The following is a 12,863-nucleotide window of genomic DNA, read 5'->3' on the forward strand; positions in this document are numbered from 1 at the left end:
CCGATTTCCGCGAGCCGGGGGTACGGGGGCGTGTCAGGCTAGTCGCATGAGCCCCGTCGACGCCTCCGCCGCGATGACGTTCGACGAACGCTATCGCGCGATCGACGCGCGGGACGCGCGCTTCGATGGCCAGTTCGTGACGGCGGTGCGCTCGACCGGGATCTACTGCCGTCCGAGCTGCCCGGCGCGCACGCCGAAGGCGGCGAACGTCACCTTCTATCCGACCTCCGCCGCGGCGCACGAGGCCGGATACCGGGCGTGCAAGCGGTGCCTGCCCGAAGCGGCGCCCGGCTCCCCCGAATGGGACCTGCGCGGCGACGTCGCGGGCCGCGCGATGCGGCTGATCGCGGAGGGGATCGTCGAACGGGAGGGGGTGCCCGGGCTCGCGCGCCGGCTCGGCTACTCGCCGCGCCATCTCACCCGGCTGCTGACGGCCGAGCTGGGCGCCGGCCCTCTCGCGCTCGCACGCGCCCAGCGCGCCCACACGGCACGCCTGCTCCTGGTGTCGACGGATCTCGCCGTCGCGGACGTCGCCTTCTCGGCCGGATTCGCGAGCGTGCGTCAGTTCAACGACACCGTCCGGGAGGTCTTCGGGCTGACGCCGAGCGCCCTGCGCGCCCGCCGGCCCACGGCGGCGGCCGGCGTGCCCGCCGCCGGAACGATCGATCTGCTGCTGCCGCATCGCGGCCCGCTCGACGCCTCCGGCCTCTTCGCCTGGATGCGGGCGCGCGCCGTCGACGGCATCGAGACGGCCGGTGCCGACTCGTTCGCGCGCGTACTGCGTCTGGCGGGCGGTCCGGTCTGGTTCGCGATCCGTCTCGACGACGCCGGGAGGGTGCGTCTCAGCGCCCGGCTCACCCACCTCGCCGACCTGCCCGTGCTCGTCGCGCGCGTGCGTCGGCTGTTCGACCTCGACGCCGACCCGCTCGCTGTCGATGCGGCCCTGTCCGCCCATGACGCCATCGCCCCGCTGGTCGAGGCCGTCCCCGGCATCCGCGTGCCGGGCGCCGCAGACCCGCACGAGATGCTCATCCGCGCCATGATTGGCCAGCAGATCTCGGTCGCGGCGGCGCGCACGGCGCTCACCGCGCTCACGGCGGCATTGGGAGAACGCGTCGATGCGCACGACGGCATGGACCGCCTGTTCCCGACGATGGCGGCCATCGCCGAGCACGGCGCCGATGTGCTGCGCGGCCCCGCGGCGCGCATCCGGGCGGTGACCGCGGCCGCGGCCGCGCTGGCCGACGGCACGCTCGAGCTCACGACCGGTGACGACGGCGCCGAGCAACGTGCGGCGCTGCTCGCCCGCCCCGGCATCGGGCCGTGGACCGCCGACTACGTGCGCATGCGCGTGCTCGGCGATCCCGACATCACGCTGCCGGGAGACGTCGCGGTCCGCGCGGGCGCCGCAGCCGTCGGCATCCCCTCCGACCCCCGCGGCTACGACGCCTGGGCGACGCGGGCCGCCCCCTGGCGCAGCTACCTGACCGCCCACCTGTGGCGGGCGTCGGTTCCCACGGCCGCGCCCGGCCCGGCCCGCACATCCCCCGAACGGAGCACCCCATGACCGCCACCCGCCACAGCGCCACCCTGCAGACGGTCGACACGCCGGACGGCCCGTTCACGCTGCTCGCCGACGACCGCGGCCGCGTACTGGCCAGCGGGTGGACCGCCGAGCCGGCGGACGTGCTGCACCGGCTGGCCTCGCCGCCGAGCGACGTGCGAGAGGGACGGACGGATGCCGCGGCCGCGGTCGCCGCCTATTACGACGGCGACCTCGCGGCCATCGACGAGGTGGCCGTCGCGCAGACCGGCACCGCCCTGCAGCTCGACGGCTGGGCGGCACTGCGCCGCATCGCCCCGGGAAGCCCGCTCACCTATGCGGAGTTCGCGGCCGCTCTGGGCCGCCCGAGCGCCGTGCGCGCCGCGGCATCCATCTGCGCCCGCAACGCTCCCGCCCTGTTCGTGCCGTGCCACCGCGTGCTGCGCACCGGCGGCGCCCTCGGCGGTTTCGCGTGGGGCCTGGATGTGAAGCGGGCCCTGCTCGCCCGCGAGTCCGCGGCCTGATCGGAAGACCGCCCTTGCGGCGGGGCGAGAGGTCGGCATAGGCTGGAGGGCTGTCGCGCCCCTGTCGCCGCACGGGCGGCGCGCGGTCCCCGTTCACCGACTCCCTGGAGGAAGCCATGTCCACGGCCATCGTCACCACGAAGCCCGCCTTCCTCCGTCCCTCGGCCGTCGCCCCGCGCGCGTTCGAGGCCGCCGGAGTCGGCCGGGGATAACGCGCCGCGCCTCCTCCTTCGGCGGCATCGTCCCGCCGCGCGTTCTCTCCGACAGGGCCCCGTCTCGTCCTGCCGCGCCGCTGTGCGCCCTCCGTCACTCATCGCCGACCCGTGACCTCGGCATCCGCTCCACCCCTTCGCAAGGATCATGACCTCCTCCTCCGAGCACCTCGAGCCCGTCGAGCGCCTGTCCACCGTCCGCGCCCTCGCCCGGCTGTACCCCTTCGCCAAACCCGTCCTGCCGCGCCTGATCCTGGGCGCCGTCAGCGCCCTCGTCGCGAGCCTGCTCGCCCTGTCGATCCCGCTCGTGCTCGAAGTGCTCGTGCAGGGCCCGATCGCCGCCGGTGCCTCCAGCGCCGGCGACCGCAGCCAGCTCGTCTGGGGCGCCGCGATCATCCTCGTGCTCGGCCTGCTCGAGGCCGTCATGGTGTGGCTGCGGCGCTGGTTCGTGCTGGCGCCGTCGACCAAGGTCGAGTACGACCTGCGCACGAGCTTCTACGAGCGGCTGCAGCGCCTGCCGGTCGCGTTCCACGACCGGTGGCAGTCGGGCCAGCTGCTGTCGCGCATGATGCAGGACATCAGCATGCTGCGCCGCTGGATGGCCTTCGGCATCGTGCTGCTCGTCGTCAACCTGCTGACCATCCTCGTCGGCATGGCGCTGCTCTTCCGGTGGCACTGGGCGCTCGGCGTCACCTTCCTCATCGTGTGCGCACCCCTCTGGTACGCCGGCTACCGGTTCGAGAAGACGTACGGCACCCTCGCGCGCCAGAGCCAGGACCAGGCCGGCGACCTCGCGACCAGCGTCGAGGAGAGCGTGCACGGCATCCGCGTGCTGAAGGCCTTCGGGCGGGGGAAGCACGCCCTGCAGAAGTTCACCCGGCAGGCCGAGACGCTGCGCGAGACCGAGCTGAGCAAGGCGCGCGCCGTCGGCTGGATCTGGTTCTGGCTGGTGCTGCTGCCGGAGATCGCGTTCGCCCTGTGCCTCGGCGTCGGCATCGTGCTGCAGCAGCTCGGCCAGCTGTCGATCGCCGAGCTCGTGGCCTTCTTCGCCATGGCGACGGTGCTCCGCTGGCCCATGGAGTCGATCGGCTTCCTCTTCTCGTTCCTGCTCGACGCGCGCACGGCGAGCGATCGCATCTTCGAGGTCTTCGACGAGGAGAACACGATCACCGACGCCGCGGCCCCCGTCGTGCTGGGCTCGTCGCGCGGCGCGCTCGCGTTCGAGGGCGTCCACTTCCGCTACCAGGATGCCGGGGACGGCGAGCGCGACCTCCTCGACGGCATCGACCTGACGCTCGTGCCGGGGGAGACCATGGCCCTCGTCGGCCTCACCGGTTCGGGCAAGACGACGCTCACGACGCTGCCGGCCCGCCTGTACGACGTGACCGGCGGACGCGTGACGGTCGACGGCGTGGACGTCCGCGACCTCACCCTCACGGAGCTGCGCACGCATGTGGGGATGGCGTTCGAGGACTCGACGCTCTTCTCGCAGACGGTGCGCGAGAACGTGCTGCTCGGCCGCGAGGACCTGGCCGCGGGAAGCCCCGAGGCCGAGGCGGTGCTGCGCGAAGCGCTCGCCGTCGCGCAGGCCGGCTTCGTCGAGGACCTGCCCGACGGGGTCGACACGGTCATCGGCGAGGAGGGGCTGTCGCTGTCCGGTGGACAGCGCCAGCGGCTCGCGCTCGCCCGGGCCATCGCGGCCCGCCCGGCCGTCCTGGTGCTCGACGACCCCCTGTCGGCGCTCGACGTCGACACCGAGGCGCTCGTCGAGGACGCCCTCCGCGAGGTCATGGCCGACACCACGACGCTCGTCATCGCCCACCGGCCGTCGACCGTGATGCTCGCCGATCGGGTCGCGCTCCTGGAGGAGGGCCGCATCACGGCCGTCGGCACCCACGCCGAGCTGCTGCGCACGAGCGAGCACTACCGGCACGTCATCTCGAGTCTGGAAGACGCCGAGGAACAGAACACCCGCTTGCGGGAGACGGAGGTGAACCGATGAGCTCAACGGGAGGCACGGCGTCCGTCGCCGGCACCACCGGTGAAGACCGCTCGGACTACACGCGCGCCGAGTCGCGCTCGATCCGCCAGCGCTCGCTGCGCCTGCTGGGCTCGCTCGTCGACCCGCTGCGGTGGCAGCTCGTGCTGGCGCTGGCCGTGCTCGTCGTCTCCACGGCGCTGCGCGTCGCGGGCCCCGCGCTGATCGCGTACGGCCTGAACACGGCGCTGCCGCAGGCCATGCAGGATGCCGACTGGATGCCGACGATCGTCATCGTCGCCGTCTACCTCCTCGCCGGCATCGGCGGGGCGGCGCTCATCGGCTGGTACGCGGTCGTGGCCGCGCGGCTGACGCAGGCGGTCATGCTCGACCTGCGCACCCGCATCTTCCTGCACACCCAGCGGCTCAGCCTGGAGTTCCACGAGTCGTACACGTCGGGCCGCATCATCTCGCGCCAGACGAGCGACCTCGACTCCATCCGCGAGCTGCTCGACGGCGGGCTCAACGAGCTCGTCTCGGGCGTGCTCTACGGCGCGTTCACGCTGATCGCGCTGCTGCTGCTGGACTGGCAGTCGGGCGTCATCCTCGCCGTCGCGGGCATCCCGCTGTACCTGCTGATGCGCTGGTTCTACCGCAACTCGCAGCGTGCATACCGGGAGTCGCGCGTGGTCAGCGCCAAGGTGATCGTGAAGTTCGTCGAGACGATGACCGGCATCCGCGCCGTGAAGGCCTTCCGCAAGGAGCCTCGCAACGACGAGGAGTTCGGCGACCTGTCGGGACAGTACCGCGACGTCAACATGCGCTCGCTTCGGCTGTTCGGCACGTTCGAGCCGGGGATGATGGCGGTCTCGGCCTTCGCCGTCGCGGGCGTGCTCCTCTGGGGCGGTCTGCGGGTGGTCGACGGGACCCTGCTCGTGGGCACCCTGCTGGCCGCCGTCCTGTACGTGCGGAACTTCTTCTCGCCGCTGCAGGAAGTCGCCATGTTCCTGAACTCCTACCAGTCGGCCACGGCCGCGCTGGAGAAGGTGTCGGGCGTGCTGGAGGAGGAGCCGACCGTTCCCGACCCCGTGCGTCCGGTCGACCTCTGGAAGGCGTCCGGTCACGTGGAGTTCCGCGATGTCGTGTTCGGCTACGCGGACGACCGCACGATCCTGCCGCACTTCTCGCTCGACATCCCCGCCGGGCAGACGATCGCCCTGGTCGGCACGACGGGCGCCGGCAAGTCGACGCTCGCGAAGCTCGTGTCGCGGTTCTACGACCCGTCGCACGGCGCGGTCATGCTCGACGGCGTCGACCTGCGGTCGCTGCATCCGAAGGACCTCCGTCGCGCGATCGTGATGGTGACGCAGGAGGCGTACCTGTTCAGCGGCACCGTCGCCGACAACATCGCGCTCGGCAAGCCCGACGCGACGTTCGAGGAGATCCGGGCTGCGGCCCGCGCGGTGGGCGCCGACACGTTCATCGAGCGGCTGCCCGACGGGTACGACACCGACGTCAACAAGCGCGGCGGCCGGGTGTCGGCCGGACAGCGTCAGCTGATCTCGTTCGCCCGCGCGTTCCTCGCCGATCCCGCGGTGCTCATCCTGGACGAGGCCACGGCGTCGCTCGACATCCCGAGCGAGCGTCAGATCCAGTCGGCGCTGCAGACGCTGCTGGCCGATCGTACCGCGATCATCATCGCCCACCGGCTGTCGACCGTGTCGATCGCCGACCGGGTGCTCGTGATGGAGCACGGCCGCATCATCGAGGACGACACCCCGGCGGAGCTGATCGCCGGCACGGGCAAGTTCGCCCAGCTGCACAGCGCCTGGAAGCAGTCGCTCGTCTGACCCCCGCCGGTTTCGGCGATGGCCAACAGAATCGGATGCTGCGGCGCGCGGCATCCGATTCTGTTGCGCTGCTCCGAATCCGGTGCGGGCTGGGCTGGGCTGGGCGCCCTGCCGCAGATTCGGAGATGGGCAGCAGATGCGGATGCGAGGGCTCGCGGCATCCGCATGTGGTGACGTGATCCGAATCCGGTGGCGGCGGGGTGTCAGCGCGCGAGGTGAAGGCCCTGCGCGACCGCGCGGAGGATCGCGGCCTCCACCCGGGGCCACTGATGCACGACCTCGGCGTAGGTGAAGCGCAGCACGGTGTACCCGCGCGCCGTCAGCTCGCGGTCGTGGCTCAGGTCTCGGCCCCGATCGGCGGCCGAGGAATGGAAGGCGAAGCCGTCCAGCTGCGCGACGAGTCGCTCGCCGATGAGGCCGTCGACGTGGTGTCCGAGCAGCAGCACCTGCTGGCGGACGTCGAGGCCGATCCCACGTATCCGCGAGACGAAGAGCGTCTCGAGGCCGGAATCGCTGAGGCCCGTGACCTCCGCCGCCAGTCGCCGCGCATCGGGCGTGCGCCAGCGGTAGCGCCGCAGCACGTCCGGGTCGAGCCGTTCGCGGCGTACGGCGGACTCCCACACGACGAGCGCATCCTCGTGGGGCAGACACCGGGCGAGGTGCGCCAGCGCGTCGGGAACCGACTCGACGAGCACGTGCGGGTGCGACGGCACCAGCGGCGTATCCCAGTGGACGACCACGCCGTCCCCGGAGCGTTCGTCGGGTCGAGGGCGCTGCGCGTGGGCGGGCACGTGCAGGTGCGGACCCGTCGGGATCTCCGGCGGCAGCCACCAGCCGCGGTGACGAGCCGCCGACACGCAGGCCACCCGCGCACTGACCTCCGCCGCGTGCACGAGCGCGGCCGGGGCCGCGTCCGTGGCCACCCAGAAGCGGCGCACGCGGCGCACCTCGCCCGCCGTGATGGCCGCTCGCAGCGTGGTGGGGCGGATGCCGGCATCCAGCACGGCTCGCCGATGCACGATGCCGCCACCCGCCTCCACCAGCTCTCGGATCCCCACGGTCCGAGCCTGCCCGCCCGCACGCCTCCGCACGCCGATCCGCGCGCTGTCGTGCACAACTCGCCGGACCGCCATGGCTGGGGAGGAGCCGACGCGCCCGCAGCGGATGCGGAGGACGTGAACAGATGCGGATGCTGCAGCCCACGGCATCCGCATCTGTCGCCATTGTCCGAATCCGCGAACGCGAACCCGAACACCCGACGGCCGGGTCAGGGGGTCGGCGCGTCCAGGTCGACCTCGAACGTCTGGCGGCGACCGTCGGGGGCGGTGACGACGACCTCCCGCGTCCCGGAGCCGCCCGCGAACACGCGCAGCTCAAGACCGTCGAGGTAGTCGTAGTCCGGCCGGTCGTCGCGCGCGCCCCACGGCAGCACCGCGCCCGGCCGCACGTACAGCGGCAGGGAATCGAACCCGTGGGTCTCGCGCCGCCACCGCCCGCCGCTCACGCGCTCGCCGCTCAGCAGCGAGGTCCACTCGCCGTCGGGCAGGTAGAACTCCACCTCCCCGTCCGCCGACATCACGGGCGCGACCAGCAACGACGGGCCCAGCATGTACTGGCGGTCGAGGTAGGCGACGGCCGGGTCGCCGGGGAACTCGAGCGCCAGGGGCCGCAGCAGCGGGATGCCGGTGCGCGCCGCGTCGACGCCGAGCTGATGCAGATACGGCATGAGCCGCATCTTGAGGTGGGTGAAGCGGCGCGTCACCGCCACGGCCTCCTCGTCGAAGGCCCACGGCACGCGGTAGGAGTCCGACCCGTGGAAGCGCGAGTGCGAGCTGAGCAGACCGAACGCCGTCCACCTCTTGAACACGGCGGCATCGGGCGTGCCCTCGAAACCGCCGATGTCGTGACTCCAGTACGCGAAGCCGCTCATCGCGAGCGAGAGACCTCCGCGCAGCGTCTCGGCCATCGAGGTGAAGGTCGAGGTCGAGTCACCGCCCCAGTGCACCGGCATGCTCTGCCCTCCCGCCGTGGCGGAACGGGCGAACAGCACGGCCTCGCCCTCGCCGCGGGTGGCGACCAGCACGTCGTGGACGGCCCGGTTGTACAGCTCGGTGTAGAGGTTGTGCATGCGCTGCGGGTCGCTGCCGTCGGCCCACACCACGTCGGTGGGGATGCGCTCGCCGAAGTCCGTCTTGAAGCAGTCGACGCCCTGGGCGATCAGCGCCCGCAGCTTCTCCTGATACCACGCGGTCGCAGCGGGGTTCGTGAAGTCGACCAGCCCCATGCCGGCCTGCCAGAGGTCCCACTGCCAGATCGAGCCGTCCGCGCGGCGCACGAGGTAGCCGGCATCCGCCGCTTCGCGAAACAGGGGCGAGCGCTGCGCGATGTAGGGGTTGATCCAGACGCACACGCGCAGCTCGCGCTCGTGGAGCCGCGCGAGCATGCCGTCGGGGTCGGGGAACACGCGGGCATCCCACTCGAAGTCGCACCAGTTGAACTCGCGCATCCAGAAGCAGTCGAAGTGGAACACCGACACCGGCAGCTCGCGGGCCGCCATCTCGTCGATGAACGAGGTGATGGTCGCCTCGTCGTAGGCGGTGGTGAAGCTCGTCGACAGCCACAGGCCGTACGACCACGCCGGCACCACGGGCGGCCGGCCGGTGAGGGCCGTGTAGCGGCGCAGCACGTCGGCGGGCGTCGGCCCTGCGATCACGAAGTACTCCAGCACTTCGCCGGGCACCGAGAACTGCACCCGCTCGACGGCTTCCGACCCCACCTCGAACGACACGTGGCCGGGGTCGTTGACGAGCACGCCGTAGCCGCGGGTGGTGAGGTAGAACGGCACGTTCTTGTAGGCCTGCTCGCTCGAGGTGCCCCCGTCGGCGTTCCAGATGTCGACCGTCTGCCCGTTCTTCACCAGCGGGCCGAAGCGCTCGCCGAGGCCGTAGACGAGCTCGCCGACACCGAGCTCCAGCTGTTCGTGCACGTAGGCGGGGGCGGTGTCCGTGCGCTGCCCGGCCCGGGCGTTGCCGACGATGCCGGTGTCGACCTGAGCGTCGGAGGCCACCCGCAGATAGCCCTGGGATTTGTGGCCGCTGCCGGTGACCCGGCGGCCGTCGACCTCGAAGGAGAGGTCCCACGGGGCGCCGGCCCCGACGCGAGCGGTGAGGATGCCGGCGCGGACGAGACCTTGGGTCTCCGTGATCTCGACGCGGTCGGCCGACCCGCCGGCACCCGGCATCGGGAAGCCGCCGTGCCACGCGGCGCCGGTGTGGTGCGCGATCCGCACGCGGATCACCCCTTCGGCGGGCGAGGAGAGGGTCGTGGTCAGCACGGGCCGGTTGAGCACGTCGCCGCGCCGCGCGATGACCGCGGTGGGCGCGGTGACCATCAGCCCGGGGCCGTCGGGGGTGTCGGCGATCTGCCACAGGTCGTACGCCTCCTGCGCGTAGAGCGCGCTGACTCCGGGGCGCAGCTGCCAGAACCCGTCGGTGAACTTCATTACTTGACTGCTCCTGCCGTGATGCCCCGGGTGAGGGTGCGTTGGAAGATGAGGAAGAAGATGAGCGTCGGGATGATGCCCAGCAGGGCCGACGCGCTGGTCGTGGTCACGTCCATGAGGCGGTCGCCCTGGAGCACGCTGATCGCCACCGGCACGGTCTGGTTCGCGTTCGAGGCGAGGAACGTCAGCGGGATGAGGAACTCGTTCCACGTCCAGATGAAGAAGAAGATGAGCAGCACCGACAGCGTGGGACGGCTGATCGGGAAGACGACGCGCCACAGGATCGTCCAGCGTCCGGCGCCGTCGAGGGATGCCGCCTCCAGCACCTCCTTGGGGAAGGTGCCGTACACCGACGACAGCAGGTAGGTGCCGAACGCGGCCTGGACGACCGTGAAGATGATGATCACCGACCACACGTTGTCGTAGAGGCCGACCGACTTGAACATGTAGTACAGCGGGTAGAGCAGGGCCTCCTGGGGGAGCAGGTTCGCCAGCAGGAACAGCAGCACGATCCAGGTGCGGCCGCGGACGCGGCCGATGCCGATCGCGAACGCGTTGAGCATCGAGATCAGCACCGCGAGCACGGCGACCACCCCGGAGATGAAGAGGGAGTTCCAGACCTTCTGCGGGAAGTTGACCCGCTCCCAGAACTTGGTGATGCCGGTGAAGTCGAGGGCGTGCGGCAGGGCGAGCGGACCCGAGTTCGCGTAGTCGGTCGGCGACTTGAACGAGTTGACCAGCACGAGGTAGAACGGCGCGATCACCAGGAGGGCGCCGACCGCGACCAGCACGAGCATCAGCCAGTCGACTCCGCGTTTGGTGACCATGCCGCCGCGTCCGCGCGGGGCGCGTCGGGGACGGATCGCGGTCGTGAGTACGGTTCCGGCAGCCATCACAGGCCCGCCCTTTCCTTGCGTTCGAGGGAGTTCTGCACCCGGATGAAGACGATCGACACGATGACGACGACGATCGTCAGCACCGTCGCGATGGTGGCGCCGTAGCCGACGTCGCGCTTGGTGAAGAACTCCTGGTAGGCGTAGTACGACGGCACGAGGGTGGCGCCGGCGGGGCCGCCGCGGGTGATGACGTAGACCGGACCGAACACCTTCAGCGCCGCGATCGTGCAGGTGAGGGTGACGACGAAGATCTCCGGACGGATGATGCTGACGGTGATGGACGCGAAGCGCTGGAACCAGTTGGCGCCGTCGAGCTCGGCGGCCTCGTACAACTCGGGATCGACCCGCTGCAGCGCCGCCATGAACACGACCACGGGATAGCCGATCTGCACCCACACCAGCACCACCATGAGCACGATGAGCGCGGAGGGCATCTGGCCCAGCCAGTCGACGGGGGCGATGCCGACGGCGGCCAGCAGCTGGTTGAGGGCGCCGTCGGCGCCCGGCCGCACGATCCAGCCGATCACGATGCCGGCGACGGCCACCGGCAGGATCTGCGGGAGGTAGTAGGTCGCGCGCAGGAAGCTGCCGACCCGGCCGCCGAACTTGCGTCCGACGACGTCGAACAGGAGCGCGGCGACGATCAGGCCGACGATCGTCGGCACGATCACCATGGCGATGACCATCCACACGGAGTTGAGGAAGGAGGTCCAGAACGCGTCGTCGCCGACGAGCTTGATCCAGTTGTCGACGCCGATGAACTCGGGTGCGCGCACCCCCTTCCAGCTCGTGAAGGTGAGATAGACGTTCCACACCAGCGGGACGATGACGATGACCAGCAACAGGACGAAGCCGGGCAGCAGGTACAGCCAGTACCCGCCGCGTCCGCCTCCGCGCTGCGGGATGGCGGGTTCGTCGTCGACGACCGGGGTGCGCCGAGAGCGTGTTGTGAGCGACATGCGGTGCTTTCGTTCGGGAGCGGGGGTGGGGGCGGCACGAGGCCGCCCCCACCGGTCGGTCAGCGGTAGTCCGCGGTGCCCTCGTCGTAGGCCTTGCCGAGGTTCGCGTTGGTGGTCGCGGCATCCTGCGTTCCGGTGACGAGGCCCTGGAGCTGCTGGACGATCACGTCGTAGAAGCCCGGAGCCGGCCAGTCGGGGTAGAAGGAGAGGCCGTCCTGGTCGAGGACGCCGTTGAAGACCGAGATGAGCTCCTGGCTCTTCGGGTCGGTGATGTCCTTCGGGTCGGCCGCGACGGGCAGGCCGCCGTTGTTGCCGATGATCGCCTGGATCTCCGGTCGCATCGTGATGTCGATGAACGTGTAGGCGAGGTCCTTGTTCTTCGCGTTCTCCGGAACCACCCACAGATTGCCCGACGAGCCGAGCGACAGCTTCGAGCCCGGGAAGGCCTGCATCGTCCAGTCGAACCCGGTGGCCTGCTCGGTGAAGCGTCCGTACCACCACGAGCCCGACACGAAGATGGGGGAGGTGCCGTTGATGAAGGACACCCCGGCATCCTCGGCCTTGATCGAGGAGACGTCCTTGGCGACGTAGCCCTTGGCGACGTAGTCCTTGAGGGTGTCGCTGGCGTAGGTCGTCTCGGCGCCCTGCCAGTCGACCGGGTTCTTGTAGAGCTGGTAGTCGTTCACCCAGTCGCGGTCGCCGTGGGACAGCGCCAGCTGGTACCAGAGCTGGCCGAGCGGGTACTCCGCGCCGGCCTCGGCGAGCGGGGTGATGCCCTTCGCCACGAACGCGTCGAGCACCTTGACGAACTCGTCGTACGTGGTGGGGATCTCCAGCCCCGCCGCGGCGAAGGCGTCCTTGTTGTAGTAGACGCCGACGAACTCGCCGTAGTTGGGCACGCCGTACCAGGTGTCGCCGCCCATGACGCCCTTGTCGGTGTACTTCGCGGTCGTCTGCAGCGAGGGAGCGAGCTTGTCGGCCCACCCGTACTTCGCCACGGCGTCGGAGATGTCGCTGATCAGTCCCGTCGACGCGAGGAAGCCGGCGGTCGCGTTGCCCTTGTTGAACTCCATGACGTCGGGCGCGGCATCCGTGTCGAGCACCTGGCTGGCCGTCTTCTGGATCTGCTCGAACGACTTCTCCTCGAACTCGACCTTGGCGCCGGTCTCCTTCTCGAAGACGTCGATGGCCTCGGCCCAGGCCTTGCCCATCGCGCTGTCGGCGCCCTCGTAGTGCCAGAGCTTGAGGGTCTGGCCGGCGCCGTCGGTGCTGCCTGTGCCGGTGTCGCCGGAGGAGGAGCAGGCGCTGATGCTCAGCGCCGCGGCGGTGAGGATGACGGCGGCGGTCAGTGCCCGCGTCCGCCCTGTGATTCGTGCCATCGTCGGCACTCCTTTCGGTG

General features: G+C 70.8%; 9 protein-coding genes. 4 read left to right on the top strand and 5 right to left on the bottom strand.

Translation table 11 applies throughout. From position 1 onward, the window contains the following. Positions 1 to 46 precede the first annotated feature (46 nt). From L0965_RS09260 to L0965_RS09275, 4 genes are all read left to right on the top strand, one after another. The gene (locus tag L0965_RS09260; RefSeq protein ID WP_101306802.1) at positions 47 to 1,567 is read left to right on the top strand and encodes a DNA-3-methyladenine glycosylase 2 family protein; all 1,521 of its coding nucleotides are present in this window, start codon (positions 47 to 49) and stop codon (positions 1,565 to 1,567) included. After that, positions 1,564 to 2,067: a methylated-DNA--[protein]-cysteine S-methyltransferase gene (locus L0965_RS09265; protein WP_061781848.1), complete on the top strand. Its 504-nt coding sequence runs from the start codon at positions 1,564 to 1,566 to the stop codon at positions 2,065 to 2,067. The genes L0965_RS09260 and L0965_RS09265 overlap by 4 nt, the downstream gene beginning before the upstream one ends. A 360-nt stretch (positions 2,068 to 2,427) precedes the next feature. Continuing rightward, on the top strand, positions 2,428 to 4,281 hold the full coding sequence (locus L0965_RS09270; RefSeq protein WP_101306801.1) for an ABC transporter ATP-binding protein: 1,854 nt from the start codon (positions 2,428 to 2,430) through the stop codon (positions 4,279 to 4,281). After that, positions 4,278 to 6,107 (top strand): ABC transporter ATP-binding protein, encoded by a 1,830-nt coding sequence (locus tag L0965_RS09275; RefSeq protein WP_101306800.1) that lies wholly within the window; start codon positions 4,278 to 4,280, stop codon positions 6,105 to 6,107. The genes L0965_RS09270 and L0965_RS09275 overlap by 4 nt, the downstream gene beginning before the upstream one ends. A 203-nt stretch (positions 6,108 to 6,310) precedes the next feature. On the opposite strand, the gene L0965_RS09280 is transcribed toward L0965_RS09275, so the two are convergent. The 5 genes from L0965_RS09280 to L0965_RS09300 all read right to left on the bottom strand — a co-directional run bounded on the left by L0965_RS09280 (position 6,311) and on the right by L0965_RS09300 (position 12,843). Next, on the bottom strand, positions 6,311 to 7,165 hold the full coding sequence (locus L0965_RS09280; protein WP_223849531.1) for an endonuclease domain-containing protein: 855 nt from the start codon (positions 7,163 to 7,165) through the stop codon (positions 6,311 to 6,313). A 209-nt stretch (positions 7,166 to 7,374) separates the two neighbouring features. After that, positions 7,375 to 9,609 carry an alpha-xylosidase gene (gene yicI / locus L0965_RS09285; RefSeq protein WP_101306798.1) on the bottom strand — a complete coding sequence of 745 codons (2,235 nt, stop codon included), beginning with the start codon at positions 9,607 to 9,609 and terminating at the stop codon, positions 7,375 to 7,377. Further along, complete coding sequence (locus L0965_RS09290) at positions 9,609 to 10,502, bottom strand: carbohydrate ABC transporter permease (RefSeq protein ID WP_082734265.1); 894 nt, start codon at positions 10,500 to 10,502, stop codon at positions 9,609 to 9,611. Before L0965_RS09290 ends, yicI begins: the two co-directional genes overlap by 1 nt. Then, on the bottom strand, positions 10,502 to 11,464 hold the full coding sequence (locus tag L0965_RS09295) for a carbohydrate ABC transporter permease (RefSeq protein ID WP_060960735.1): 963 nt from the start codon (positions 11,462 to 11,464) through the stop codon (positions 10,502 to 10,504). The genes L0965_RS09290 and L0965_RS09295 overlap by 1 nt, the downstream gene beginning before the upstream one ends. 59 nt (positions 11,465 to 11,523) lie before the next feature. Further along, on the bottom strand, positions 11,524 to 12,843 hold the full coding sequence (locus L0965_RS09300) for an ABC transporter substrate-binding protein (RefSeq protein ID WP_101306797.1): 1,320 nt from the start codon (positions 12,841 to 12,843) through the stop codon (positions 11,524 to 11,526). Positions 12,844 to 12,863: the final 20 nt, after the last annotated feature.

The sequence above is a fragment of the Microbacterium sp. NFH-22A-Y genome (assembly GCF_021401375.1).
Lineage (GTDB): Bacteria > Actinomycetota > Actinomycetes > Actinomycetales > Microbacteriaceae > Microbacterium > Microbacterium hominis.